The sequence below is a fragment of the Ideonella sp. FW305-24 genome (genome assembly GCF_058788035.1).
The window spans coordinates 158,356-185,260 of the sequence record NZ_JBYTAI010000004.1 but is presented as its reverse complement, the minus strand read 5'-3'; the positions used below and the strand labels follow the sequence as shown (position 1 = coordinate 185,260).

The window sequence follows — 26,905 nt, the reverse complement described above, 5'->3', positions numbered from 1 at the left end:
TGCGCCACGGCCGTCTCGCGCGTGGATGGCGGTGGGCCCCCGCGCGGCCCGCGGGCCTCGGTGAGGCTCGCGGCTTGTCCTGTCGGCCGACGTGAATCGGCGAAGTGTTACACGGAGACCGGCAGCGAACCAAGCCGCCGCCAGGCCGCCCCATCCCGACTGTTGATTCATCCAGTATGCTCGCAGCCGCGATGCAGACCCTGACCCGACCCGACGTGCCACCGCCCCCCGGCACCGACCCGCTGGCCGCGCTGAACGATGCCCAGCGCGAGGCCGCCAGCCACCTCGGCGGCCCGCTGCTGGTGATTGCCGGCGCAGGCTCGGGCAAGACGCTGACGCTGGCCGCCCGCGTGGCCCAACTGGTGCTGAACGGCGCCGACCCGCAGCGCCTGCTGCTGCTCACGTTTTCGCGCCGCGCCGCACAGGAACTGCAGCGCCGCTGCGCCGCCCTGCTGCACCAGGCGCTGGGCCTGAAGCCCATCCAGGCCGCGCCGGTGCTGCCCTGGGCCGGCACCTTCCACAGCGTGGGCGCACGGCTGCTGCGCGAGCAGGCGCTGGCCATCGGCCTGTCCGAGCAGTTCACCGTGCTGGACCGCGGCGACGCCGAGGACCTGATGGCCCTGGTGCGCCAGCAGCGCGGCCTGGCCGCCACCGCCAAGCGCTTCCCGATGAAAGGCACCTGCCTGTCCATCTACTCGCGCTGCGTCAACAGCCAGAGCGCCGTCGGCCCGGTGGTGCAGCAGGTCTTCCCGTGGTGCCAGGACTGGGTGGACGAGCTGCAAGCCCTGTTCGCCGACTACGAAGCCGCCAAGCAGGACCAGCAGGTGCTGGACTACGACGACCTGCTGCTGTGGTGGCACACGATGATGCAGGAGCCGGCCATCGCCGGCCCGCTTTCCGAGCGCTTCCAGCACGTGCTGGTCGACGAATACCAGGACACCAACCGCCTGCAGGCCGGCATCCTGCGCGCGCTCAAGCCTGGCGGCGGAGGTGTCACCGTGGTGGGTGATGACGCGCAAGCCATCTACGGCTTCCGCGCCGCCGAAGTGCGCAACATCCTGGACTTCCCCGGCCAGTATTCGCCGGCCGCGCGCATCGTCACGCTGGATCGCAACTACCGCTCCACGCAACCCTTGCTCGACGCCGCGAACGCGGTCATCGCGCTCGCACCCGAGCGCTTTGCCAAGACGCTGTGGACCGACCGCGCCTCGGCCGAGAAGCCACGCCTGGTGACCGTGGAAGACGAGCCCACGCAGGCGCGCTGGGTCTGCGAGCAGGTGCTGGCGCGGCGCGAGCAGGGGCTCACGCTGAAGCGCCAGGCGGTGCTGTTCCGCAGCTCGCACCACAGCGCCGCGCTGGAGCTGGAACTCGCGCGCCGGCGCATTCCGTTCGTCAAGTACGGCGGCCTGAAATTCCTCGAGGCCGCGCATGTGAAAGACGTGCTGGCGGTGCTGCGCTGGGCCGAGAACCCGCGCAACCGCCTGGCCGGCCTGCGCGTGGCGCTGCTGGTGCCCGGCATCGGCCCGGCGCATGCACGCCGGCTGCTGGACACGCTTGCCGCCGCCGCGGACCCGGGCGCCGCAATGGCGACCTGGCAACCGCCCGCTGCCGCCACCGTCGAATGGCAGGCCCTGGCCACGCTGTGGCTGGCGCTGCGCCGCGGCGAGCCCGGCTGGCCCGGCGAGCTGCAGGCGATTGCCGACTGGTATGCCCCGCAGCTGGAGCGCCTGCACGAACACGCCGCCGCGCGCCAGACCGACATCGACCAGCTCGTGCAACTGGCCCGCGGCCAGCGCAGCCGCGAGCGTTTCCTCACCGAGCTGGCGCTGGACCCGCCGGAGGCCAGCAGCGACAACGCCGGTGACCCGTCATTGGACGAGGACTACCTGATCCTCTCCACCATCCACGCCGCCAAGGGCCAGGAATGGCAGGCCGTGACGCTGCTGAACGTCGTGGACGGCTGCGTGCCGGGCGACCTCGGCGTGGGCACCACGGCCGAGCTGGAGGAAGAGCGCCGGCTGCTCTACGTGGCCATGACGCGCGCCCGCCAGCACCTGGACCTGATCGTGCCTCAGCGCTTCTACGTGACCCAGCAGCACCGCCACGGCGACCGCCACATGTACGGTGCCCGCAGCCGCTTCCTGCCGCCCGAGCTGCTGCCGCTGTTCACACACGCCACGCCGCGCGCCGACGGCAGCGAACCCACGCGCCCGACCACCCAGGTCATGGACCTGCGCGAGAAGCTGCGCAGCCGCTGGGGCTGAGCACGCGTCAACGGCGCATGCCCGCCCCGACCTGCCGAAGGCGCCGTGTCGCCCGGCGTGGCGTTGATCACCCGCGGCGAGGCCATGCTGGCTTGGGCGTAGACGCGCAAGCCAGCGGAGTTCAGGTCACGGCGTCGGCAGGCCAGCGCGAACAACAAAGGCACAGCCTTCGCTGGTCCGCTCGAACGAGATGTGTTGGGTGAGGCCCGTCTCAAGGAGGACCTGGATTTCCCACGGGCCGGTTTGCTGGATTCTCTCCACCCACCAGGTGTCCCGCTCCTTCCGGCCGAGCTCGAAATACTGGGCGGACGGCCGGCCGGGTTGGTATGCCTCGAACGGCTCTTCGAGGAAATAGACGATGAGGCCGTTGCCGCCGACGGCACACCATCTTTCGCCACGATCGATGATGGCCGTGTGGGGGTCGCCGTAGAAATCACCGATCTCGGTGGGCCTTGCACCTTCGCGCATCAGCCACACCGTCTCGTATTCATGCGAAAGACGAAAGCGGGCCGAGTGTGCGAGTTGTCGGACGGGGTCGCGCATGACGGGTCGATGAATGTGATGTTGAAAAAAGTGGCCGCGGTTGCCATGCTCCCGGCGTGGCGCCCTTCTACCCTCCGTACGAGATGGCGCTCCTCAAGCAGACACCGCAGTGACGAATCTCTCTGCGGCCTGGTCCTACACAGCGGCAGCTGGCACCGGGCGACACTTGCCTCAAGTCCTTGACCTTCTCCGGCGTCCGGCCCCGTCCTCCATGAACCATGCCTGGCAATTCTTCCGCGCCGGTGGCGTCGACCAGGTGCTCATCACCAGCGGTGATGACATCGCCCACCTGCGCGAACTCGACCAGAAGCTCTGGGTCGCCCTCGCCTGCCCGACCCGCGGCACCCACTTCGACCCGCGCACGCTGGACCTGATCGACACCGACCACGACGGCCGCATCCGCGCGCCCGAGCTGCTGGCCGCCTGCGAATGGGCCTGCGAACGGCTGGCCGACCCGCAACAGCTGATGCGCGGCGGCGAGCGCCTGGCGCTGGCCTCGCTGGCCGACAACGAAGAAGGCCGCGCACTGGCCGAAGCAGCCCGCCACACGCTGGCCCGCCTCGACGAAGCCCAAGCCAAGGCCAGCGACATCGGCCTGGAAGCCATTGCCGAGCGCCAGCAGCACCTGGCCGAAGAACGGCTGAACGGCGACGGCATCGTCACTGCCGCAACCGCTGGCGACGACACCGCATTGCGTGGCCTGATCGAGCAGATCGTCGAGACCCAGGGCAGCGTGAAGGACGCTGGCGGCGAAGCCGGCATCGGCCTCGACCAGGCCACCGCCTTCTTCGACGCCGCCGAAGCCTTGCTGGCCTGGCACCACCAGGGCGAAAGCGACTGCGGCGACATGCGCAGCGCCGCGCAAGCGGTGGACGCGGTGCACGACAAGGTCGAGGATTTCTTCGCCCGCTGCCGCCTGGCCAGCTATGCCGCAGGCGCCGCCGAGGCACTGAACCTGCCCGCGCCCGAAACCCTGCAGGGGTATGCGCTGCAGTCCCTCTCGCTGTCGGCCGACCCGTTGCGCCAGCTGCCGCTGGCCCCCGTCAGCGCTGGCCGTCCGCTGCCGCTGGACCACAGCGCCAACCCGGCCTGGCAAGCCGCGCTGCAGGACCTGCGCAAGCTGGCCGTCGCCCCGCTGCTGGGCGGCGAGCGCGACACGCTGGCCGAAGCCGAATGGCAGGACCTGAAAAGCCGCGTGGCGCATTGCAGGGACTGGCTGTCCACGCGGCCGCCTGGCAAGGTCGCCGCGCTGGGCGCCGACAAGCTGCTGGCACTGCTCGGCCAGGACCTGGCCGCCAGCCGCGCCCGCCTGCTGGCCCTGATCGAAGAGGACACGGCCGCGGCGCCGCAGCACGGTTACGTCAATGACCTGGAGAAGCTGCTGCGCCTGCAGCGCGACCTGCTGCCGCTGCTGCGCAACTTCGTCTCCTTCGAGGCCTTCTACCGCCGCGAAGGCGCGATCTTCCAGGCCGGCCGGCTGTACCTGGACGGCCGCAGCTGCGACCTGGCGGTGCAGGTGGCCGACGCCAGCCAGCACGCGGTGATCGCCGGCCTGGCCAAGGCCTACCTGGCCTACTGCGAATGCGTGCGCGGCAAGGAGAAGATGACCATCGCCGCGGCCTTCACCGCGGGCGATGTGGACTTCCTGTTCGTCGGCCGCAACGGTCTGTTCTATGACCGCGAAGGCCGCGACTGGGACGCCCGCATCGTCAAGGTGATCGAGAACCCGATCGGCATCCGGCAGGCCTTCCTGCTGCCGTACAAGAAGCTGTTGCGCATGATCGAGGAGCAGGTGGCCAAGCGCGCCGCCGCCGGTGACGCGACCCAGCAAGGCAAGCTGGGCGGCCTGGCCGGCCAGATCACCACCCTCGACAAGCCCGCCGCCGGCACGCCGGCGGCAAGCGCCGCCGCCGCAGCCGCCGCCACTCAGCGCCGCATCGACGTCGGCACCGTGGCCGCCCTGGGTGTCGCGCTCGGCAGCATCAGCGCCGTCATCGTCGGCGTGTTCGGCAAGTTCATCGAACTCGGCTGGTGGATCCCGGTCGGCCTGCTCGGCATCGTGCTGGCCATCTCCGGCCCCAGCATGCTCATCGCCTGGCTCAAACTCCGCCAACGCAGCCTCGGCCCCATCCTGGACGCCAGCGGCTGGGCGATCAATGGGCGCATGCGGCTGAATGTGCGCCTGGGCGCGTCGCTTTCAGAAGAGGCCAAGCTGCCGCCGGGTGCGAGCCGCAAGCCGGATCCGTATGCCGAACGCCATGGCACGGCGTGGACCGTGGGCGCGGTGGTGCTGGTCGTCGCGCTGCTGGGCCTGGGCTGGCGGGTGGGGTGGTTGAATGGGGTGTTGCCGGAGGCGTTGCAGCATGGCGCGGCGGTCGCTGCGGCGGCGAAATAGCGGCCGGCCGGTCCAAGTCGAGAGAACCAGGTTCCAGTCGACGACGCCCGGATCCTTGCCGTTGCGCGGCGCCTGCGCTCGACGCCAACCGCCTGACCTACCCTGGCTGGGAGATTTGCTACACAGCGTGTAGCAAATTGAGCTGGAGCCACAACCGGCTCATCATGCGGGAGGACGACCCCAAGGCCAGGGCCTACTACCTGCTCAAGTGCTTTGTCATCATCGACCTGAAGACGGGCAAGCTCAGCCACCAGGACATCGGCCAGATGGACATGTATGTGCGCATGTTCGACGACCTCAAGCGTGGCGAGGACGACAACCCCACCATCGGCATCATCCTGTGCGACAGCAAGGATGAAACCGTCGTCAAGTATTCGGTGATCCAGGAAAGCCAGCAGCTCTTCGCCTCCAAGTACCAGCGGGTGCTGCCCACCGAAGCGGAGCTGGTAGCGGAGATCGCACGGGAAAAGCGCCTGATCGGCGCACACCGTGACTTGCCCGATGCAACCGGGACGTCAGACCCAGAATCACCATGACCGATGAGACAGAACTCGTTCACTCGCCGCTGACGCCCTGAACTGAAACGCGCGCCGCAACAACGTCGGCACCGTCGCCGCATTGGGCGTGGCACATCACGACCGTGGCGATCACCTACTGCACGCTGGTTTCGGATGAAGGGTAGTCGATGTAGCCTTTGTCCGTACCGCCGTAGAAAGCGCTGGGATCCGCTTGGTTGAGAGGGGAATCAGTCCGATAGCGCGCCACCAAGTCGGGGTTTGCGATGAACGGCACTCCGAAAGAGATGAGGTCGGCTTCCTGGGCGGCCAAGGCTTGCTCTGCCGTTTCCTTACCGTAGCCCCCGTTGAGGATGAAAGGACCGGTGAAGAGTTTGCGCAGGGCTGGGGCAATCGGCTCCTTGCTCTGTTTCGGGGCCATGAAGTGGCCCGGCAGCGCCTCCATCACGTGCAGGTAGGCCAGCCCGAACCGCTCGAGTTGCTGAGCGAGGTAGCTGAAGGTAGCCCGCGGATCAGCGTCAGAGATGCCGCCCAAGTTCGCGCTCGGGGACATCTTGTAGCCGACACGGCCGGCTCCAAACACGTCCGCTGCAGCCTGCACCACTTCAAGTGCAAAGCGGGCGCGATTCTCAAGGCTGCCGCCGTATTCGTCGGTACGCAAGTTCGTGCCGCTTTGCAGGAACTGGTCGATGAGGAAACCGTTGGCGCCGTGGACTTCAACGCCGTCGAAGCCAGCGGCTTGGGCATTCTTGGCGGCTTGGCGGAAGTCCTCCACGATGGCTTTCACCTCGTGGGTTTCCAAGGCGCGGGGCGTGGGCACTTCTTCCATGCCGTTGCCTGTGAAGGCGGTGGCTGTGGGCTTCACGGCAGAGGGCGCCACCGGCAGGGCTCCGTTGTGAAAGTAAGGGTGGGAGACAGCCCCAACATGCCACAGTTGCAGGAAGATGCGGCCCCCGGCGGCATGCACAGCCTCCGTGACCAGCTTCCAGCCTGCCACTTGCTCGGCCGAGTAGATGCCCGGCGTATCAATGTAGCCAACTGCTTGGGGCGAAATTGGGGAGCCTTCGCTGATGATCAGGCCTGCTGTGGCGCGCTGCGCGTAGTAGAGCGCGGCGGAAGCGGCCGGTACGTTGCCAGGGCGCTGAGCGCGGCTGCGCGTCATCGGGGCCATGATCAGGCGGTTGGAAAGGGTCAGCGCGCCGACTTGAAAGGGCGTGAAAAGCATGGAGTCGCTCATGGCGGTTGATCAAGCCATGACTCTAGGATTACACTTTCCATTTGGGAAGTACTTACCCCAGAGTGTGTGCCATGACGACCATCAAAGAACGCTCCAGTGTCCAAAAAAACAAGCAGGCTGTGCTCGAGGTCTGTCCCGTCACGTATGTGATGGAGCGCATTGGCGGGTACTGGAAGCCGGTCATCCTCTACGAGCTCTCATTTGGCGAAATGCGCTACAGCGAACTGCGTAGGCGCATGCCAGGCATCAGCGAGAAAGTCCTCATTCAGCAACTCAAGCAATTGGAGGCCGACGGCTTGCTGACGCGCGAAGCCAGACCAGTCGTGCCTCCCCATGTCACTTACAGCCTTACGTTGGCGGGCCGGGACATGCTGCCGGTGATGAGAGCCATGGTGGATTGGGCTGAAAAGTACATTTTCACGTCAGATGCAAAAAGCACGCGCGTCGACCTCACGCCTGGAAATTCGGAACGGTCACAAACCACCGCCGACTTTCGTTCCGAAAAAATTTTAGACACCGCCCGCACATTTGATTCAGGCGGCGACCCTGGTCGCTTTTCTTGAACTTTCAAATGTGTGAGGTGTTTGTGCATAAACTCAAAGCAGTCGACAACCACAGCGTGCCCCCGGGCGGGCATCACGTGAGCGCAACCGCTGCAAAGTCGACGCAGTCCACCCGATCTTCTTCGCCGCACCCGGGCGTCACAGCGTGCTGTGCCGGACCAACCTAGGGATCCCCAGGGCAAACCGCCACGCGGCATTCATGGGCAGCGGATAGATTCGACTGAATTTCATTGAGAGCCCTGTCCATGCCGATCCCCCGCTTTTTGTCCCTCGCGCTGCTTGCAGCCGCCGCCTGCGCCTCGACAACGCCTGCCTTTGCCAAATGGCCGCAAGAGGGCTACAGCGCGGCCAAGGGCCAGGCCAACACCGATGAGGCCACGTTGACGGCTCGCAACGTGGCCGGGTTGCAGCTGAAGTGGCAGCGGCAGCTGGGGCAGTTCTATGCCAGCGCCGTCACGCAGGCCGGGCCGCAGTTGCTGGCTTGCTCGAACCTTTTCGACGTGTCTGCGCTGAAGCTGGGCAGCGGTGCCAGCAAGTGGGACCAGCTGGCAGGCGTGGGCAACTGCGGTACGCCGGCCACGGCGGGTGGGCAGACCTTCCTCGTCAGCTCGGCGCTGTCGCCGAACTACCGCAATGTCGTCAGCGCGCTGGACACGGCCAGCGGCCATGTGCTGTGGGAAACGGACTTGCCGGCCAGCAGCAGCGACATGGGGCTGAATGCGGACCCTGCGCTGAGCCAGGGGCGGCTGTACGTCAGCAGCAACCGTGGCCAGGTCGTGGCGCTGGACACGGCCACCGGCCAGCAGGCCTGGCGCAGCACCACGGGCGGCAACGGCGTGATGAACAACGACCCGGCGGTCGCCGGTGGCCGTGTGTTCGTCAGCACCTGGCTGGAATGCTGCGGCAACGGAGCGCGCAAGCTGCATGCGTATGACGCGGCGACCGGCGCCGAGCTGTGGGCCGCCGAAGTCGCCACCAGCAACATGCAGCGTCCGGCGCAGCCGCTGGGCGACAAGGTGGTCGTCACGACCGATTCGGGCCTGGTGAATGCCTATGACGCTGCCACTGGCGCGCTGAGCTGGTCGCGCACGGTGGGCTTCGTCGACCACGCGATGGCGTTGCACGGCCAGGCGGTCTACGTGCCGGTGGGCACCAGCGTGCTGGCGCTGGACGCGGCCACCGGCAACACGCTGTGGACCCGCCAGTTGCCCAGCGGCCAGGGTGCCATCTCCAACCTGGTCTGGGCCAATGGCCTGGTCTACCTGCTGGCCCAGAACGCCAGCAGCGAAACAGCGGTGGTCGCGCTGAAGGCTGGCAACGGCAAGCCGGTGGCCAGCGTGCCGGTGTCGATCTCCGGCAGCTACGCGCGCCTCAGCCTGTCTGATGGCATGGTCTACATCAGCGCCAACGGCACCCTGAGCGCGCTGGGGCTCTGAGCCCCCGGCAGGCGGGGCTACAGGCCGGACAGGAAGCGGTAGACCGCCTGCTGCTCGGCCTCGTCCAGCTCGAAGAAGCGCTGGCGCACGATCTCGGCTTCGCCGCCGTGGGCCAGCACGGCGTCGCGCAGCGTCTCGGCGCGGCCGTCGTGCAGGTAGCGCTGGCGCATGTGCAGGCCAACCAGCGGCGTGGTGCGCCAGTCGGCACCGGTGGCCTCGCCCTGCACGATCTTGTCGTCCAGCGCGGGGCCCATGTCGTGCAGCAGCAGGTCCGAATACAGCGGCACGTCGCCATGGATGCCGGGCAGCGAAGGCACATGGCATTTGGCGCAGCCCACGGCGTCGAACACGCGGCCGCCAGCGTCCAGCCGCCGGGCCAAGCCCAGCTCCGCGCCTGCCCTATCCGCAGCATCCGAAGGCAGCTCCGCCCCGCTGCCGCTCAGCCGCACCATCGCATAGGCCAGCCCGGCCGACAGGGCCAGCGCCAGCGCGCAGAGCCCCGCCAGCCGCAAGGCCTGCGCGGGCTGGCGAGGCAGGCGCAGCGGTGTGCTCAGGCCCAGCGCAATCATCACCATCAGGAACAGGAACTGGTCGAACTGCAGCAGGCTCGCTCGGACCTGCGGATGCAGCGTGATGCTGGAGTTCAGCAGCAGCACCGCCAGGAAGCCCATGACGAACCACGGCACGGCCACGCGGGGGCGCGCCGCACCGGCCTTTTCGCCCTCGCCGCCTTCACCGCCAGTCACCGGCGGGCGCTGCAGCCCCATCACCAGCAGCAGCGGGATCAGCATCACCACCTTGCTGAGCTTGACCAGCGTGGCGGTGTTCAGCGCGCCTTCGGAGATGGCGAAGGAGGCGCCGTAGACCTGGGCCAGCTCGAAGATGCTGGCGCCCACGGTGACGCCAAAACCATGCTCGTCCAGCCCCGGCAGCCAGCCGGCGGTGAAGGCGATGGGGTACAGCAGCAGCGCCACGGTGCCGCTCACGGTGATCAGGCTGATGGCCAGGCCGGCATGCTTCTCGCGCCCCGGCGCAAGCGCGGCCACCGAGAGAATGGCCGCCGCCCCGCAGACGGACGAGCCCACCGCCACCAGCAGCGCCAGCGCCGGGTCCAGCCCGAACCAGCGGCGCCCCGCCCAGCGCACCAGCAACAGCACCACCACCAGCTCGACCGCGGCGATCAGGATGGGCACCAGCCCCAGCGAGACCAACAGCAGCACGGTGATGCGAAAGCCCAGCAGCATCACGCCCAGGCGCAGCAGCTGGCGCTTGGTGAAGGCGAGACCGGGCTGCAGCACCGCCGGGCAACCCAGCACGCTGCCCAGCAGCAGGCCGAACAGCATCGCCACCAGCACCGGGTTGCGCGCCAGCGGGTCGCCCAGGCCTCCGGCCATCCAGCTGGCAGCCAGCGCCAGCGCCGCGGCGGCTGCCACGCCGGGCCAGCGCGCCCGCAGTTCGAGCGCCGGCCACCAAGCCGACCACGCGGCCAGGCGGGCTGCCAGCGGCACGTCCGCCCGAGATTCCACCCGTGTGTTCATCGTGCCTGCTCCGTCGCGCCAGGCTTCACGGCGGCCAGCGCGGCCCCGGGCGTTGGCTTGGGCGGTCCCAGCGTGCGCAGGTAGGCGGCCAGCGAACGCACCATCGCGCCATCGTCCTTGGGCTGGGCAACCGGGTGCAGCGCCAGCGCGCTGGTAATGCCCATCTCGTTGCCCATGGCCTCGGCCACCATGTCTTCCAGCGTCGCCACATCGGCCTTCCAGCCATAGCGGCCCACCCGCTGCTCGCCGCTGGCTGTTGTGACGCGCTGCACCCTGCCTTTGATGCCGTCGCCCTTGCTGACGGCCTGGGCGGCGATCACCGCGTCTGGGATCTCGTCGAGCCGGCTGGCCGCGTGCAGCGCCAGCGGCATGCGCAGCGAGACCACGTTGGCCTCGCGTGGCGCGTCGGCAGAAGGCGCGCCTGCCACACCCAGTTCCCGCACCGAGCGGCGCGGCGCCACTGTGCTGAGCTGGCCGGCCTGCGGCATCAGCCGACCGGTCACCGGGTCCATGCGGGCCAGGCGGCGTGCGAAGTGTGCCTCATCGGCGCTGGCGCCGCCGCCAGGGTGGCAGGCCACGCAGGAAGGCGCGTTGAACAGCGGGCCCAGGCCTTCGCGCGGCGAGAAGCGGGTGGCGAACAGGCTCGCACCGTGAGCCATGGTGGTGGCGGAGGTGCCGCTGCCTCGCGCCACGACGGGCGCTGTGCCGGTCACGGATGCGGTCATGTTCGCGAATTGCCCGGCTGCGTCGAAGGCATTCACCTCCAGCACGGTGGCCGTGGCGCTGCCCGGCGGCTGCGCCATCAGCCAGATGCGCTGCGCGTCGGCCGAGACGGCCAGCGCGCGCAGGCTGTCTGCGCCAATGCGGCCCACGCCGGGCCAGTCGACCAGCGCGCGGGCCACCGCCTGGCCGTCCTGGCGCAGTCGCAGCAGGCTGCCGTCGCCGCGGTTGAGCACGTACAGGTCCGAGCCGCCGGCCAGCGTGGTGTGGCTGGCAAAGCGCGGGTTGGCGATCTCGGGCAGTGCGGCGGCCAGGTCCACCGGCTGGCGCAGCCACGGCAAGTTCAGCTGCTCGACACGGCGGGTGGTGAACTGCCGCCCATCGTCCGCCAACTGCAGCACCGCGATGCGGTTGCGCCGGGCATCGGCCAGGTACAGCGCGCGGCTGGGCATCCACTTGAAGGCCATGCCGATGACGCCGGGGTCCACCCCGCCCACGTCCACCGTGCCAGGCGGTGCCAGCCCGTCCACGCCGTCCTGCACATGCACCTGCACCACCGCGCCATTGCCGGTGACCACGGCGAAGACCGCAAAGCCGCTGCCGTCCGGCGAAGCGCCGAGCAGCGCGGTGCCCAGCGCGCCGCGCTCGATCGCGCCGGGCGTGAGCTGGCCGCTGTCCCGCCGGTTCCACAGCGAGGCCCACCAGCCGCTGCGCACGGCCTTGGGCACGCTGGCCCGGCCGCTCTGGTCGCCCACGAACACGCCACCGGCGGTTTCGCTGGGCGCGTTGGCCAGCGGCGTGCCGTCCGGGTCCACCACGCTCTCGCTGCCGGGACCGCCCAGGCCGAACGGCGCGTTGGCCACCCAGAGCCGGCCAAAGGCGTTGTTGACCGACAGGTAGCGCGGCCCGGAGACGGCGCCGAAGCGCGCCGTGCGGGCGGCCTCGTTGTGGCGCCGGTTCAGGAAGGCTTCGCTCTGCGCGCTGTAGAGCTGCACCGGCGAGCCGGGCGACGGCGGGTGGCGAGCAAGCTCGGGCGGCACCTGCAGCGGCGCGCCTTCGCGGGCCGCGCGCGGGTCGATGGACAGCACGCTGCCGGTCGCATGCGCCGCATTGCCAGGCGCCGCGCCCAGGTTGCCGGCCACGGCCACCAGCAGGCGCTCCGGGTCCAGCACGTGGCCGGCCTGGGTCTGCAGCAGGAACTCGGGGTTGGACGGGATGGGCCCGCCGCTGTGGAAGCGGCCCACCTGGCGCAGCCCGAAGCCACCTGGCAGGCCTGTGGCCACGACCCGCGCCTGCAGCACCCAGGTGGGTGGCTGCGCGGCCGGAGATTCACCCAGCACGCCCGGCGCTGCCAACACGGCGGCCAGACCCAACAGCCCCTTGGCCACCCGCAACATTGAACCCATTTCGCAAGACTCCCGTCACCTCCGGCACAACCCTCCGAGGCCACGCTCCTGAATCTCCTAACGAAATGCGGATCTTGAAAGTGCCACCGGCAGGCGCAAGCCGCCGCCGAGGCGTGAACCGGCCCTGGCTCAGAACACGTCCAGCATCGGCAAGCGGCTGTCTTGCTGCAGGCAGCTGGCGATGAACAGCGCCACGCCGATGTCGCCGGTCCACAGCGAATGGCGGGCGTGGCCGCTGGCCTCGCGCTGCGCATCCACCTGCGTGGCGGCGTGCATCGCAAAGGCACGTGCACGGGCCAGCCACAGCGCGTCCCCGCTGCGCTGCCAGAGCTTCAGCAGCGCGTAGCCGTTTCCTGCGGTGCCATGGCACAGGCCCGAGCCCTTGGCCAGCGGGCCGGCGTGCCAGGTCATCTCGCCGGCTTCCAGCAGCAGCGCGTCCCAGGCTGGCGTGCGTGGTGCGCCGGCCAGGCGGCAGACGATGCCGGGCGCGCCGTGGCAGTCCTGCACCAGCATCTTGCCGTTGGCGCTTTGCGGGTGCGAAGGCGGCCAGTTGGTGCACCCGTCCTGGCGCATCGCCAGCGCCTGCAAGGTCTGCAAGGCCCGGTCGGCAAAGCCTTGCACCACCGCGGGCGGCAGCAGCGCCGCACCGCGCATCACCGGGTACAGGTTGCCGGCAAAACCGTGGCCCGCGCCGATGTAGCAGACGACCTTGCCGTACAGGTCCTGCCACCACAGCCAGGCGCCGAGTTCGGCGTCTAACACCATCTCGTCCCACAGGATGTGCACGCCCCGTGCAAACAGCTCGGCCCAGCGCGGCTCGCCGGTCGCCTCGGCCATGTGGATCGCTGCCACCAGCGTGCCGGGCGAGCCCCACAGCATCTCGCGCGCCGGGTGGTGCAGGTTGCCCTGCACCACGTCGAACAGCTGGTCGGCCACGGCTTGCGAGGGCGTGGCCTGCCACTGCAGCAACAGCAAGCCCGAGTCCCCCATGAACAGCGACTGCGTGCCCGCCAGGTGCGTCTCGCCAACCTCGCGGTTGCGCTGGACCAGCGTGGGCACGGTGGCGTCGAAGCGGGCCAGTTCGGCCGGCTCGACGAAGCCCTGTCTAGACAGGTGGCGCAGCGCCCAGATGATGCCGCCGGCGCCGAAATAAAGCATCGAATAGCGCGTGTCGGGCGTTGCCGGATCGTCCAGCGCATGCGCCCGCCAAAGCCCCTGCGGCGAGAAGTCCTGCAGCGCGTCCTGCACCATGCGTTGCACCGCGGCGCGTGCCGCAGCCTCGTCCCACAACGGCCCGTTCAAGCCCTCGTGGCGCGCGGGGTCAAACAGCGTGTTTGAAACAGTCGTTGCAACTTGCATGCGCGCATTTTGCGGGTGTCATGCCTGTCCCGCCAAGGGCAGCGCGCTGCGATATCAGGCCTGCGCCTACACGGCGGCCAACGGGCAACTTCTATAGTCCCCGGCATGCAGATGGATCATGAACGCACACCAGGGATGAAGATCGGAAAGCATGATGCGGGCTTTCGGCAACGGGCCGGCATTGGCATGCCCGCGGAGTGCGCATGAACGCCCCCGACCTGCCTGGCAGCGAATGCGCGCTGTTCTTTGACTTCGACGGCACGCTGGTCGATCTGGCGCCCACCCCCGACACCATCGCCGTGCTACCGCGCACGGCTGAATTGCTGTTCCAGCTGAAGCTTGCTCTCAACGGCGCGCTGGCCATCGTCAGCGGCCGGCCGGTCAGCGAGATCGACCACTACCTGCATTCGCTGAAGCTGACCGTGGCGGGCGTGCACGGCACCGAACTGCGCGTTGCCGATGGCCCCATGCGGCGCATGCCGGTGGCCTCGCTGGACGCCGCGGCCGTGGTCATCACCCGGCTGTGCGAGCAGCACCCGGCGCTGCTGATGGAGCGCAAGCCCGGCGCGATTGCGCTGCACTACCGGCAAGCCCCAGCGCTGGAAGACATGTGCCTGGCCGTGATGGAAGAAGCCTTGCTGCATGCGGAGGGCATGGCCCTGCTGCGCGGCAAGTTCGTCGTTGAAATGAAACCCAGCCGCGCGACCAAGGCTGCCGCGGTGCACGCGCTGATGGACTGCAAACCTTTCCGCCTCCGCAGGCCCTGGTTCTTTGGCGACGACGTGACCGACGAGAGCGCCTTCGAGCTGGTGCAAAGCATGGGCGGCGTGGCGATCAAGATCGGTGAAGGCGAAACCCTGGCCTCGCACCGCCTGGCCGATCCGGCCGAGTTGCACGACTGGCTGGCCGCCGCGGCCGCCCAGCTCGGTGCACAGCAACCTGAGAGGTTCTCGCGATGAGCCGGCTTGTCGTGGTGTCCAACCGGGTCGGCGACCCGAGCAAGCCCTCTTCCGGCGGCCTCGCGGTCGCGTTGGGCGACGCCCTGACCAAGTCCGGCGGCCTGTGGTTTGGTGCGGGTGAGGTGGTCGACGCGGCCACGCCCACCGACCAGCGCCTGCACCTCAAGCCGCTGGACAACAAGGTCACGCTGGCCACGCTGGATCTGAGCCGCGAAGACTACGACGGCTACTACCGCGGCTATGCCAACGGCGTGCTGTGGCCGGTCTTCCACTACCGGCTGGACCTGGCGCATTTCGAGTCCGGCCACCTGGACGCCTACCGCCGCGTGAACCGCCAGTTCGCCCAGGCCCTGGCCTCGCTGCTGCAGCCCGACGACATCATCTGGGTGCACGACTACCACCTGATCCCGCTGGCCGCCGAGCTGCGCGCGCTGGGCTGCCAGCAGCGCATCGGTTTTTTCCTGCACATCCCCTTGCCGCCGCAGCTCATCCTGGCCGCGCTGCCCGGGCATGACTGGCTGATGCGGGCACTGTTCGCCTACGACCTGGTGGGCCTGCAGAGCGAAGCCGACATGGTGCACCTGCGGCGCTACCTGGTGGCCGAAGCGCATGCCGAAGAACTCTCCGAGCATTCGTTTGGCGCCTTCAACCGCATGCTGCGTGCCGGTGCCTTCCCGATCGGGCTGGACGTGGACAGCTTCATCGCGATGGCCGAAGCCCCGCCAGCGCAGGAAACCCTGGCCACGCTGCGCCAGCAGTACGCCCAGCGCCAACTGCTGGTCGGCATTGACAGGCTGGACTATTCCAAGGGCCTGCCGCAGCGCATGAAGGCCTTCCGCACGCTGCTGGAGCGCCACCCCGAAACCCGCCAGCAGGCCACGCTGGTGCAGATCGCTGCACCGTCGCGCGAAGAGGTCGAAGCCTATGGCGACATCCGGCGCGAGCTGGAAAGCCTGTGCGGCGCGATCAACGGCGACTTCAGCGAGCTGGACTGGACGCCCATCCGCTACCTGCACAAGCCGCTGGAACGCGAGGCCGTGCCCGGGCTCTACCGGGCAGCCAAGGTCGCACTGGTCACGCCGCTGCGCGACGGCATGAACCTGGTCGCCAAGGAATTCGTTGCCGCGCAGGACCCGGCCGACCCCGGCGTGCTGGTGCTGTCGCGCTTTGCCGGCGCGGCCGAGCAGCTGACCGAAGCCTTGCTGGTCAACCCCTACGACACCGACGCCACGGCAGAGGCCATCCTGCATGCGCTGAAAATGCCGCTGGAGGAACGCCAGCTGCGCCATCAGCGGATGCTGGCGAACATCCGCGAGCACGATGTGCACGCCTGGCAGCGCCGCTTCCTTGAAACGTTGATGGATGTCTCGCCCGCATGACGACGCTGTTGTCCGAATCCGAAGCCACGCTGTCGCTGCGCCTGCAGCACATCGTGCAGTCCTCGCCCATCTTCATGGCCGCGCTGCGCGCCGTGCGCCAGGTCGCGCCGCCGGACGCCTGCATCGGCGCCGGTGCCATCCGCAACCTGGTCTGGGACCATCTGCACGGCCACACGGAAGCCTCGCCGGTGGCCGACTGGGACGTGGTCTTCTTCGACGCCGCCGACTGCCGCCAGGCGCGTGACCAGGCGCTGCAGCAGCAGCTGACGCAAGCCTGCCCGCAGCTGACCTGGGAGGTCACCAACCAGGCCGGCGTGCACCACTGGTTCGAAGCCATCTTCGGCCACGCCGTGGCCCCGCTGGACAGCCTCGAAGAAGCGGTCGCCACCTGGCCGGAATACTGCACCTCGGTCGCCATTGCACTGCGGCCGGACGACAGCCTGCGCATCATCGCCCCCTACGGCCTGGCGGACCTGTTCGCGCTGCGCGTGCGCCGCAACCCGGCGCGCGTCAGCGAGCAGACCTACCGCCAGCGCGTGGCCACCAAGCAATACGCCAAGCGCTGGCCGGGCGTGACGGTGGAGAGCTGCTGAAGCGCTGAGCGCGAATTTGCTGGGCAGCTGAGGCATCATCGCGGACCGCCCTCCGGCCCGCGACGCAACCGCATCGCCGGGCATCGTTTGCCGCTCCGCCCGCAGCCCATGCCGACGTTCCGCCCCGCGCCTCTTGCCTCAACATCACACCAAGCAGGCCTGGACACCCTGCGTGCCGTCGCCATCGCGCTGGTCTTCATGTACCACTACCAGGTCTTCGTCTCGCAGGAGGCGACTTTTGGGTGGCTCAGCGAAGTGGGCTGGGTGGGCGTGGACCTGTTTTTCGTGCTCAGTGGCTACCTGATCGCCAATGGCCTGCTGGGCGGGCTGATGCGCGGGCAGGCGCTGGACCTGGGCGGGTTTTATGCGCGGCGCATGTTCCGCACCTGGCCGGTGTACTGGCTGGTGCTGGCAGCGTATTTCCTGGCGCCTGCGCTGATGGGCGGCAAGACGCCGCCGCCGCTGTGGCGCTTCCTCACCTTCACGCAAAACTGGGGGCTGCAGCCGGGCACCGCGTTTTCGCATGCCTGGTCGCTGTGCATCGAGGAGCAGTTCTACGCGACGCTGCCGCTGGCCGCCTTGCTGGGCACCCATGCAGTGAAGGCCTGGGGCTGGGGACGGCGCCAGGCCTGGGGCGCGCTGGCGCTGCTGCTGGCGGTGGGCGTGGGCCTGCGGGCGCTGCTGTGGGCCTGGTACGGCCGCGAGGACAGTCCACTGGCCGACCATTACTACCCCTGGGTGTACTACGGCACGCTGTGCCGCTTCGACGAATTCCTGCCCGGCGTGGCGCTGGCGATGCTCAAGCACCTGCACCCTGAGACCTGGCGCCGGCTGATGGCTGCTGGCGGCCGCTGGTTGCTGCCGGCCGCGCTGCTGGCGCTGCTTGCCACGGGCTACGGCGTGCTGCGCCACTACTACGTCGACGGCTACGGCTATGGCGGCTTCATGAGCATTGCGGGCTATTCGCTGGTGGCGATGAGCTTCGGCCTGCTGGTGGCCGCGGCCATGCGGCCGGGCAGCTGGCTGCAGCGCACCCGCGTGCCGGGTGCGGCCACGCTGGCGGCCTGGTCCTACCCGCTGTACCTCTCGCACAAGCCGGTGGCCTACATCGTGGCCAATGCGGGTGGCGCATCGCTGGCGGCCGCGCCTGGCTGGCGTCTGGCGCTGGTCACGGCGGCTTGCCTGGCCGTGGCGGCCTTGTTGCATCACCTGGTGGAGCGCCCGGGGCTGCGGCTGCGCGAGCGCTGGTTCCCGCAGCAGTTCAAGCCGGTGGGCGATGCACCGCCGCGGGCCGGGGGCGCCGTGGCGCCCTGAAAATCAGGCGCCCATCAGGCCCAGGTCGTGCAGCGTCTGCGCCAGCAGGTCCATCTGCACCGGCTTGAGCAGGTAGGCGTCGTGGTGCACGGTGCGCCCGGACGATTTCAACTCCGGCAGTTCGCTGCCCGAGCAGACCACCATCACGGTCGGGTGTTCGCGGCCCTGCTCTGCTTGTCGCACTTCGCGGATCAGCTCCAGCCCGCCGAGGCCGGGCATGTCCAGGTCGGTGACGATGGCGCCCACGCCGCCGCGCCGCCACCTGGCCAGTGCGTCGCGCGCGTCGGCGGCGCCTTCGGCTTCGAAGCCCAGGCGACACAGCATCTCGGTCATCATCAGCCGGCTGACCGGGTCGTCGTCGCAGACCAGCACCGCGCCGCTGCGCGGCCCGGCCGAAGCGGGCGCCAGCTCGTCCTGCCAGGGGATGTCCAGCGTGACCTCGGTGCCCCGGCCGGCTTCGCTGTGCAGTTCGATGCGGCCACCCATCAGCGTGCAGAGCTGGCGGCAGATGGCCAGGCCCAGGCCGGTGCTGCCCTCGGGCGTTGTCGGCCCGGCCTCGCGCTCGGCGGTGGCATAGGGCTCGAACAGCGTGGCGCGCAACTTGGCGTCGATGCCGGCGCCCGTGTCGCCCACCACGAAGCGCAGGCCGCCGTCCGCGGCGCGCGAGGCTTCCAGCCAGACCCGGCCGGCGGCGGTGTACTTGCAGGCATTGCTGAGCAGGTTGGTCAGCAGCTGCTTGAGCCGCAGCGGATCCAGCACCACCCGGCGCGGCAGGTCCGGCGAGGCATGCAGCTCGAACACCAGCCCCTTGCTGCCGGCGGCCGCGCGCCAGGCACCGGCCACTTCGGTGAGCAGGGCCTGCAGGTCGAAGCTGCGGGGGCGCAGCTTGATGGCGTCGGTGGAAAAGCGTGCGGCGTCCAGCACGTCGTTGAGCAGCTGGGTCAAGGTCTGCGCCGACTGGCGGGCAATCTCCAGCGCACCGGCCTGCTGCGCGTCCAGCCCCCGGTCGCTGACCGACTGCAGGGCCAGCGACAGCAGGTGCGTGGGTGCGCGCAGCTCGTGGCTGGCCGAGGCCATCAGCAGGTTGCGCGACTCGGCCTCGCGTGCCAGCCTGGCCTGCAGTTCACGCTCGGCGCTCACGTCCACCACATAGCCCGTCCACACCCGCGTGCCGTCCGGCTCGGTGCGCTGCACCGCTTCCGCATGCACCCAGCGGCTGCCGCGCTCGGGGTTCAGGTAGGCCACCGTCAGCTTGAAAGGCTGGCCTGTGCGCATGGACGCCCGCTCAGCGGCCAGCGCGCCGGCCCGGTGGTCCTCGCGCACGCGGTCAATCACCTCGCGCAGGATGGAGCGCGTCGGGTCCAGCTGGTCGACGCCCATGAAACGCATCGTGCCGGGCGAGGTGTAGCGGTGGGCGAAGCTGCCGTCCGGCCGGACGACGTAGCGAAAGACGATGCCCGGCACGTGGGCGGCCACGTCGTTCAGCAAGGCTTCCGCCCGCCGGTGCGCTTCGATTGCCCGTTCTGCGTCAGCACGCGCCTCGCGCTCGGCCAGGTGGGCCAGCTTCAGCCGGCGGTTGGCCAGCCACATCATGCAGATCACCAGCAGGCCGCCCAGCGCAATCGGCACTGCCCAGCTGGTGACGTCCACCCAGGTCAGCCCGGGCTGCACCGAGACCAGCAGCCAGCGCCGCTTGATGTCGGCCGCCTCGCCCGGCGTGATGGCCTCGAAGCCTTTCTCCAGCAGCCGCGCCAGCTCGGGCCTGGACTTGCGCACCCCGAAGAACAGTTCGCTGTCGGCATCCGGCAGCACGCCGGTCAGGCGCAGCCGACCGGTGTAGCGCGCGTCGATCAGGCGGTTGATGACGGCGGCATTGCCAATGGCCGCGGCCACCTCGCCAGTGTCCAGCGCCGCCAGCATCTCGGCCTGCGACGAGAACTCGGCCAGCGCCAGCCCGGGGCGGCGCGAGCGCAGCTGCGGCAGCAGGAAATGCTCCCTCAGCAAGCCCAGCGAGCCGCCCTCGATGTCGTCCGGCGTGCGCCACTGGCGCGGGTCGCTGCTGCGCATGACGAGCACGGTGGGCGATGACGAGAACGGCCCGACAAAGTCGAACAGCGCCCGGCGCGACTCGGTGCGCGCCATGCCGACGACCACGTCCAGCTCGCCCCGCGCCGCGCGCTCGTAGGTGTCGGCAAAGCTGGCGCCGCTTTGCTCGATCACCCGCAGGCCGACCTTCTGCGCAGCCAGCCGGAACATGTCGGCCCCCAAGCCTTCGAAACGGCCCAGGCCGCTGCTGCTGGTGAAGGGCGCGAACTCGCGGTCGAAGCCAATGCGCACACCGCCCGCACGCTGCACCCAGTTGCGCTCGGCATCGCTGAGTTCGACCTTGCCGGGCACCCACAGCGCCGACGAACCCACCGGCAGCCAGCGGCGCGCCGCCGCGGCCCGCTCGGCCGGGCTGATGCTCTCCAGCGCCTTGCGCACGATGCTGTCCAGCAAGGGCTGCTGGCGCGACACCGCAGGCCCGAGGAAGCTGCGCCCTGCCCTGTCCTCCCGGCGCACGCGCAGGTTGGCCAGCAGATTGGCCTCGATGTGGTACAGCGCCTCGTGCAGCCAGGCCACGCACAGGTCGGCCTGCCCGGTGGCCACCGCCTGCAGGGCTTGCTGGGTGGTTTCGAAGGACAGCACCCGGGTGCCCGGGAACTCGCGCGTCAGCATTTCGCCCGGCACCTGGGCCTGCACGATGGCCACGCGGCGGCCGGCAAAGTTCTGGGCTTCGGACACGTCAGTCACATCGCTGCGGGTCACCAGCACCAGCTCGGCGTCCAGCAAGGCACCGGGGAAGGTGGCAAAGGGCTCGCGCACGGGACTGGGCGCGGCCAGCGGCGTCATCTGCACCTCGCCGGTGGCCAGCAGTTGCGCGGCCGCCTGGGCCGAGGGCACCCAGCGGTAGGCCCAGCGCAAGCCGGTGCGCTCGCCAATGCGGTCCATCATGTCGATGGCAAAACCCACCGGCGTGCCGTCCGCGTGCCGGCTGTAGTACGGCGCGTTGCCGTCCACCACCACCACCGGCACGGCGCCCTGCTGGGCAATCCAGTTGCGCTCCTGGTCGCTCAGGCTGGGGAGCTGGGCAAATGCCAGCGCGGCCGGCAGCAGCCAGAGCCAGCTCCACAACAGCACACGAAAGCAGACCCGCATGCGGCATCGTACCCGGCACGCAAGCCGCTTCGCCAAAACAACAGGCGCAGGCCTGGCCCTCGCGCCGGCGGCACCGTAGACTCCGCAGCCGACTTTCAGGAACCTTCCCATGCAACTCATCGGCATGCTGGACTCGCCTTACGTGCGGCGCGTCGCCATCTCCCTGCAGCTCTTGCAGCTGCCGTTTGAACACCGCTCGGTCTCGGTCTTCCGCGGCTTCGAGCAGTTCAGGCAGATCAACCCGGTGGTCAAGGCGCCGACGCTGCTTTGCGACGATGGCACGCCGTTGATGGACTCGACGCTGATGCTCGAATATGCCGAAGCGCTGGCGGCCCCGCGCAGCCTGATGCCGGCCGCCCTGCCCGAGCGCCAGCAGGCGCTGCACCTGATCGGCCTGGCGCTGGCCGCGACGGAGAAGAGCGTGCAGATCGTCTACGAACACGGCATTCGGCCGGCCGAGAAGGTTCACGCGCCGTGGCTTGAGCGCGTGACCGGCCAGATGCACAGCGCCTTCGGCCTGCTCGAAGCGGCGCTGGCACCGCAGTCGCCGCAGGCGCCGCTGCTGTCGCTGGCCAGCGGCGAGCTGCAGCAAGCCGGCATCACGCTGGCGGTCGCCGTGCATTTCGCGCAGCAGATGCAGCCCGAACAGATCAACGCCGTGCGCTACCCGCGGCTGAGCGCCTGGTCGGCGCAGGCCGAGCAACTGCCCGCGTTCCGTGCCGCAGCGCATGGCGAGGGCGTGTACCCGGTGCAAGGCGCCTGATGGACTGGCAGGCCACCGCCCAGGCCTTGGTGCCAGCCGAGCTGGCCTACGCCGCCTTCAATGCCCGCCGCACCACCGACGGCGACGAGGCCGCCGTGCAGTGCGCACCGGCCGACGCCGTGCCCTGGGTGTGCGACCCGGCGCGCCCGCGCAGCAGCTACTACTGCCGCGCGGTGGCACGCGAAATCGCCGCGCTGGAGAACCTGGAACTCAGCCCCGAGGCCGAGCAGGCCGCCGCCTGGGAGCTGTGGCCGGACAGCGTGGACGCCAGCACCAGCGCTTTCCTGCAAAGCCGGGGCTACCGGCCCGGCTACACGCTGTGCTACCTCGCCGCGGCGCCCGCGGCATTGGCGCCGCAGCCAGCCACGCCGCAGGTTCAGCAGCTGCGGCCCGACCAGGCCGACCTGTTCCTGGACCTGCTGCAGCAACATGAAGGCCTGCAGCTCAGCGCCGAGAAGCGCGCCCGCAAGCGCCACTTCTACGCCACAGACGAGTTCCAGGTCTTCCTGTGCCAGGACAGCGCCGGCCAGCCCTGCGCCTGGGCCACGCTGCATGTGTCACTTGATGCAGGCGGCGTCGGCTTCCTTGGCAACAGCTTCACGCTGCCCAGCCATCGCCGCCAGGGCCATCACCGCGCACTGCTGCAGGCCCGCCTGCAGCGCGCCCGCGAACTGGGCCTGGCCTGGGCTTTCGCCGACGTGGCACACGGCTCCCCCAGCCACCTCGGCTGCGAGCAGGCGGGGCTGCGCACGCTGACGGTCAACACGATCTGGCAGTCCTGAGCCAACGCTGGCGCAAAGACCGCCCCGCTGGCCGGGCCGGCGTCCGGCCGTGGAGAAGGTCGTGGAGAATCAGCCTTCCTCCTGAACGACAGACCCAGCGCCATGAAAACTGCCCTGCTCGTGATCGATGTGCAATGCGGCCTGTTCGACGACTCGCCGCGCCCCTTCGAGGCCGACGCGGTCATCGACCGCATCAACGCCCTGACCGCCCAGGCCCGCACGGCCGGCGTGCCGGTGGTCTTCATCCAGCACGAGCGCGCCAGCGGCTCGCTGGCCCATGGCAGTGACGGCTGGCAACTGGAGCGCCGGCTGAAGACCGATGCGCGCGACACCTTCATCCGCAAGACGACACCCGATTCCTTCCTGCGCACCGAGCTGCAGGAGACGCTGCAGGGCTGGGGCGTGAAGCAGCTGGCGATCTGCGGCTATGCGACCGAGTTCTGCGTGGACACCACCACTCGCCGCGCAGCCGCGCTGGGCTTCCCGGTGCTGCTGGTGGCCGACGCCCACACCACACACGACAAGGCCCACGCCAGCGCCGCGGCCATCCGCGCCCACCACAACGCCACGCTGCCCGACATCGCCAGCTTCGGCCCCGAGATCCGCGCCGTCAACGCGGCCGACCTGCGTTTTGGCGACGGCACTGCCTCGCCCGCGCCAGGCGCCAAGCCCGTCACGCCGGCCGGCCCGCCCGAAGGCCTGCCCGTCTACCGCCTGCTGACAGGCGTGGACGATGCGGCCTTCTGCCACCGCGTCTCGGCCGCGCTGAGCCTGGGCTACCGGCTGCGTAGCGCGCCCTCGGCGACCTTCAACGGCGAGCACGTGGTCGTCGCCCAGGCCGTCGTCTGGCCCGGCCCATTGACGGCAGACGCCGATGCGAAGCCGGGCACCGCGGCCGACGCCGCCACACGCTGACGCACTTCAGCGCGAACCGAATCGCGCGCAGCGGGTCGCACAGGCATGGCTTCATCTTCCATGCCCATCCAGAACCTCACCAGCCCGAGCATCCTGCCCGCGCCGGAAATGGCGCCCACCACTTTTTCGCTGCACTTCACGCTGCGCCCGGCCCGCCCTGGCGAGGCCGGGGCGCTGAGCGCGCTGGCCCGGGCTTCCAAGGCCTTCTGGCCCTACAGCACCGCCCAGGTGGCGGCCTGGGCCGACGACCTGCGCATTGACGAGGCCACGCTGGCGACCGGCTGCTGCTGGGTGGCCGAGCGGGTGGACCACGGTACCGCCGAGTTGCCGGACGCGTTGATCGCCGGCTTTGTCGTGCTCCAGCCGGGCTCGCCCGACTGGGCGCTGCAGCACTGCTGGGTGCTGCCCGAGCAGATCGGCCGCGGCGTGGGCCGGGCGCTGCTGGCGCAGTCCGCCCGCCTGGCAGGCGAGGCCGGTGCCGCCGGGCTGACGATAGACGCCGACCCATATGCCGAGCCGTTCTACCTGGCCCGCGGCGCCCAGCGCGTGGGCAGCCAGGCCGCGCCCATCGAAGGAGAGCCGGACCGGGTGCGGCCACAGCTGCGGCTGGCACTCGCGCGCTGAAACTCGCGCGCCCAAGCCCAGCCTGGACTCGCGTGCGATGATGCTGCGAACAGGTCGGCACGGCATTGGGTGTGATGGTGGATGGTGAATCGGACGAGCTGATCTTTGGCGACTGCGTGCTGCGGCCGGCCGGGCGCGAGCTGCTCTGGCGTGGCCAGCCGCAACCGCTGCCGCCCAAGGCCTTCGAGCTGCTGCTGCACCTGGTGCGGCAGCGAGACCGCGTGGTGCCCAAGGCCGAGTTGCTGGACGCCGTGTGGCGCGGCGCCGATGTGTCGGACAACGTGCTGGCCCGCACCGTGATGAAGGTGCGCCAGGCCCTGGGCGACACTGGCGACGAACCGCTGCTGCTGCGCACGGTGCACCGTGTCGGCTACCGCTTCCAGCCGCCGGGCGGCGTGAGCACCGCGGCCCCGGGCGACGGCCCGGCCGCGCCTGAAGCCCCGTCTCCCGTCGCCGCGCGCCCGCGCCTGGCCCTGCTGCCGGTGCACAACGCCAGCGGCGACACCACACTGGACTGGACCGCCTGGGGCCTGCCGCTGCTGGCCGCTCAGGCGCTGGACGGCGACACCCGGCTCAGCATCCTGGCCACCGAGACGGTGCAGCACGCGCTGAGCCAGCTGCCCTCCGCCAAGTCTGCAAAGCCTGATGAGGCACTGGCACTGCAGCTCGCCGAGCTGACCGGCGCTCAAAGCGTGGTTCTGGCCAGCCTGCGCCGCAGCGGCGAGCGGCTGCGACTGGACTATCACAGCGTGGGCTGGCACGAGTTGCGCGGCAGCCTGAAAGCGACCGAGCCTGGCGCGCTGGGCGGGCAGCTGGCCGACGCGCTGGCCGCCGGCCTGTTTCCCGAAGCCGCGCTGCGCAACACCGCGCAGCGCGCCACGCCCGATCCGCTGGCCAGCCAGGCCTTTGCGCGCGCCATCGAGGTCGGCGGGCAGGAGCGCTGGGAGGTGGCCGCCCGGCTGCTGCGCGTGGTGCTGGACTTCAACCCCGACGACCTCTACGCCAGGCTGCACCACCTGCGCGCACTGGCCAACCTGAACGATCCCGAGGCCGCACACATCGGCCTGGCGCTGGTGGCCGATGCCGAACGGGCCGGCGACCAGCGACTGACGGCCGCCGCCCACGAGGGCCTGGGCCGCGCGCTGTTCAACAGTGCGGCCGATGCACCCGCCATCGCCGATGCCCGCCAGCACCTGGACACCGCGCTCGCGCTGGCCCGCCCGTTCGACGACGAGGACTGGGTAATCCGCATCTACCTGGGCCAGGCGATTGCCGCGCAGGTCGAGCGCGACTACGAGCGCGCCCGGCGCTTCTACGACCTGGCCTGGCGGGCCAACGAACGGGCCGGCAACCAGTTGCGCCGGGCCGTGATCCTGACCAACCACGCGGTGCTCTCGCACCATGCCGGCGACCTGCTGGTGGCGCGCGACCTGGCCGAACAGGCGCTGGCGCTGTGCGAGCGCCACGGCCTGCGCGCCAACAGCGTGGACGCGCTCGCCTGCCTGGCGCTGGCCGAGGCCGGGCTGGGCCTGTTCCGCCAGGCCACGGCGCGCTGCGAAACCGCGATGGCCCGCCTCGCAGAGCTGCCGGCCAACGAACATGACAGCGCCGCCTGGGTGCTGCTGATCGCTGCCCAGCTGGCTTTCGAACTGCGCTCGCCAGGGGACCTGGCCGAGCGCGCCTTCCAGGCTGCCGCCCACCTGGGCGACGGCACGCTGCGCCGCGTGCTCGCGGCGCTGGCCGTGGCCTGGGCCTACCGGGCTGCGCAAGACGGCGACCTCGCAGGCGCCGAGGTGCATTGCCAGAACGCGCTGGCCCAGTCGCAGGACAACGGCTACGCCGAGAGCGTGCACCTGTTCCAGCGCTGGCGCCTGGGCCTCTGGCTGCGGCTGCGGCCGGCCGCCGAGCTGCTGGCGCAAAAAAAGCCCTGGCAGGCAACCTGGCACGCGCTGCCCCGCTGGGGCGAGGACCTGCTGCTGCAGGCCGCCGAGCTGCACGCCCAGGCCGCCCAGGCCCAGGAACAGGGCGACGACCTGCAGGCCCTGGCGCTGCTGGCCCGCACCCGCCAGATGGCGCCGCTGGGCAGCACCCGCGCCCATGCCCAGCTGGACGCCGCATGGCTGCAGCTCGAAGCCGGCCAGCCGGCCGAGGCCGCCCGGCTGCTGCGCGACATCGGCCCCTGGCTGCGCGAGCATCCGCTGGGCCTGGCGGTCGCCGCCCGGCTGGCGCTGGCCCAGGGCCGGCGCGAGGCAGCCGCCGAGCTGCACCAGGCCGCGCTGGAGGCCATGCGCCACCGCGCACCGCCTTTCCTGGCCGCACTGAGCCCTTTCTATGCGGCCGCCGAGGACGCGCTCGCGCCGCCCCGCGCACCCCGCCTGCTGACGCTGCTCTAAGCCACTGCG

20 protein-coding genes are annotated in these 26,905 nt (G+C 70.0%); 14 read left to right on the top strand and 6 right to left on the bottom strand.

Translation table 11 applies throughout. The features are described 5' to 3' along the window. The first annotated feature begins 191 nt into the window (after positions 1–191). Entirely contained in the window at positions 192–2,264 is a 2,073-nt protein-coding gene (locus AC3WR5_RS12755; protein WP_492484886.1) for an ATP-dependent helicase, read from the top strand. Positions 2,265–2,390: 126 nt separating this feature from the next. On the opposite strand, the gene AC3WR5_RS12750 is transcribed toward AC3WR5_RS12755, so the two are convergent. Beyond that, a complete protein-coding gene (locus AC3WR5_RS12750) occupies positions 2,391–2,807 on the bottom strand; it encodes a hypothetical protein (protein ID WP_141291357.1) in 417 nt (138 codons plus the stop codon). A 211-nt stretch (positions 2,808–3,018) separates the two neighbouring features. Here AC3WR5_RS12750 and AC3WR5_RS12745 point away from each other — a divergent pair, with 211 nt between their 5' ends. Further along, on the top strand, positions 3,019–5,202 hold the full coding sequence (locus tag AC3WR5_RS12745; protein WP_492484884.1) for a hypothetical protein: 2,184 nt from the start codon (positions 3,019–3,021) through the stop codon (positions 5,200–5,202). A gap of 164 nt (positions 5,203–5,366) precedes the next feature. Then, positions 5,367–5,738, top strand: a complete 372-nt coding sequence (locus AC3WR5_RS12740) for a PDDEXK nuclease domain-containing protein (RefSeq protein ID WP_231010954.1) — start codon at positions 5,367–5,369, stop codon at positions 5,736–5,738. Positions 5,739–5,853: 115 nt separating this feature from the next. On the opposite strand, the gene AC3WR5_RS12735 is transcribed toward AC3WR5_RS12740, so the two are convergent. After that, the gene (locus AC3WR5_RS12735; RefSeq protein WP_492484881.1) at positions 5,854–6,954 is read right to left on the bottom strand and encodes an alkene reductase; all 1,101 of its coding nucleotides are present in this window, start codon (positions 6,952–6,954) and stop codon (positions 5,854–5,856) included. A gap of 71 nt (positions 6,955–7,025) precedes the next feature. On the opposite strand from AC3WR5_RS12735, the gene AC3WR5_RS12730 reads away from it, so the two are divergent. Both AC3WR5_RS12730 and AC3WR5_RS12725 read left to right on the top strand, forming a co-directional pair. Continuing rightward, positions 7,026–7,517, top strand: a complete 492-nt coding sequence (locus AC3WR5_RS12730; RefSeq protein WP_231010952.1) for a winged helix-turn-helix transcriptional regulator — start codon at positions 7,026–7,028, stop codon at positions 7,515–7,517. Between the two features lie 245 nt (positions 7,518–7,762). Beyond that, positions 7,763–8,953 (top strand): outer membrane protein assembly factor BamB family protein, encoded by a 1,191-nt coding sequence (locus AC3WR5_RS12725; protein ID WP_141289435.1) that lies wholly within the window; start codon positions 7,763–7,765, stop codon positions 8,951–8,953. A 17-nt stretch (positions 8,954–8,970) separates the two neighbouring features. Here the strand turns inward: AC3WR5_RS12725 and AC3WR5_RS12720 are convergent, their stop codons facing one another. The 3 genes from AC3WR5_RS12720 to AC3WR5_RS12710 all read right to left on the bottom strand — a co-directional run bounded on the left by AC3WR5_RS12720 (position 8,971) and on the right by AC3WR5_RS12710 (position 13,976). After that, complete coding sequence (locus AC3WR5_RS12720) at positions 8,971–10,491, bottom strand: YeiH family protein (protein WP_492484878.1); 1,521 nt, start codon at positions 10,489–10,491, stop codon at positions 8,971–8,973. Beyond that, positions 10,488–12,617: a hypothetical protein gene (locus AC3WR5_RS12715; RefSeq protein ID WP_492484876.1), complete on the bottom strand. Its 2,130-nt coding sequence runs from the start codon at positions 12,615–12,617 to the stop codon at positions 10,488–10,490. The genes AC3WR5_RS12720 and AC3WR5_RS12715 overlap by 4 nt, the downstream gene beginning before the upstream one ends. 129 nt (positions 12,618–12,746) lie before the next feature. Then, positions 12,747–13,976, bottom strand: a complete 1,230-nt coding sequence (locus tag AC3WR5_RS12710) for a lanthionine synthetase C family protein (RefSeq protein ID WP_492484874.1) — start codon at positions 13,974–13,976, stop codon at positions 12,747–12,749. Between the two features lie 203 nt (positions 13,977–14,179). On the opposite strand from AC3WR5_RS12710, the gene otsB reads away from it, so the two are divergent. The 4 genes from otsB (at position 14,180) to AC3WR5_RS12690 (ending at position 18,221) form a co-directional block, all read left to right on the top strand. Continuing rightward, complete coding sequence (gene otsB, locus AC3WR5_RS12705; protein ID WP_492484872.1) at positions 14,180–14,935, top strand: trehalose-phosphatase; 756 nt, start codon at positions 14,180–14,182, stop codon at positions 14,933–14,935. Further along, complete coding sequence (gene otsA, locus AC3WR5_RS12700) at positions 14,932–16,314, top strand: alpha,alpha-trehalose-phosphate synthase (UDP-forming) (RefSeq protein WP_141288528.1); 1,383 nt, start codon at positions 14,932–14,934, stop codon at positions 16,312–16,314. Before otsB ends, otsA begins: the two co-directional genes overlap by 4 nt. Beyond that, positions 16,311–16,907, top strand: coding sequence for a nucleotidyltransferase family protein (locus tag AC3WR5_RS12695; RefSeq protein WP_492484870.1), 597 nt, complete (start codon positions 16,311–16,313; stop codon positions 16,905–16,907). The genes otsA and AC3WR5_RS12695 overlap by 4 nt, the downstream gene beginning before the upstream one ends. Before the next feature lie 108 nt (positions 16,908–17,015). Beyond that, entirely contained in the window at positions 17,016–18,221 is a 1,206-nt protein-coding gene (locus tag AC3WR5_RS12690; protein WP_492484868.1) for an acyltransferase family protein, read from the top strand. A 3-nt stretch (positions 18,222–18,224) separates the two neighbouring features. Here the strand turns inward: AC3WR5_RS12690 and AC3WR5_RS12685 are convergent, their stop codons facing one another. Further along, positions 18,225–21,419, bottom strand: a complete 3,195-nt coding sequence (locus AC3WR5_RS12685) for an ATP-binding protein (RefSeq protein WP_492484867.1) — start codon at positions 21,417–21,419, stop codon at positions 18,225–18,227. 109 nt (positions 21,420–21,528) lie between these two features. On the opposite strand from AC3WR5_RS12685, the gene AC3WR5_RS12680 reads away from it, so the two are divergent. From AC3WR5_RS12680 to AC3WR5_RS12660, 5 genes are all read left to right on the top strand, one after another. Beyond that, on the top strand, positions 21,529–22,182 hold the full coding sequence (locus tag AC3WR5_RS12680; protein WP_231010915.1) for a glutathione S-transferase family protein: 654 nt from the start codon (positions 21,529–21,531) through the stop codon (positions 22,180–22,182). Further along, positions 22,182–22,964: a GNAT family N-acetyltransferase gene (locus AC3WR5_RS12675; RefSeq protein ID WP_492484865.1), complete on the top strand. Its 783-nt coding sequence runs from the start codon at positions 22,182–22,184 to the stop codon at positions 22,962–22,964. The genes AC3WR5_RS12680 and AC3WR5_RS12675 overlap by 1 nt, the downstream gene beginning before the upstream one ends. A gap of 102 nt (positions 22,965–23,066) precedes the next feature. Continuing rightward, positions 23,067–23,879 (top strand): isochorismatase family protein, encoded by an 813-nt coding sequence (locus tag AC3WR5_RS12670; RefSeq protein WP_492484863.1) that lies wholly within the window; start codon positions 23,067–23,069, stop codon positions 23,877–23,879. A gap of 45 nt (positions 23,880–23,924) precedes the next feature. Next, entirely contained in the window at positions 23,925–24,503 is a 579-nt protein-coding gene (locus AC3WR5_RS12665) for a GNAT family N-acetyltransferase (protein WP_492484861.1), read from the top strand. 74 nt (positions 24,504–24,577) lie between these two features. Further along, on the top strand, positions 24,578–26,896 hold the full coding sequence (locus AC3WR5_RS12660) for a winged helix-turn-helix domain-containing protein (RefSeq protein ID WP_492484859.1): 2,319 nt from the start codon (positions 24,578–24,580) through the stop codon (positions 26,894–26,896). Positions 26,897–26,905: the final 9 nt, after the last annotated feature.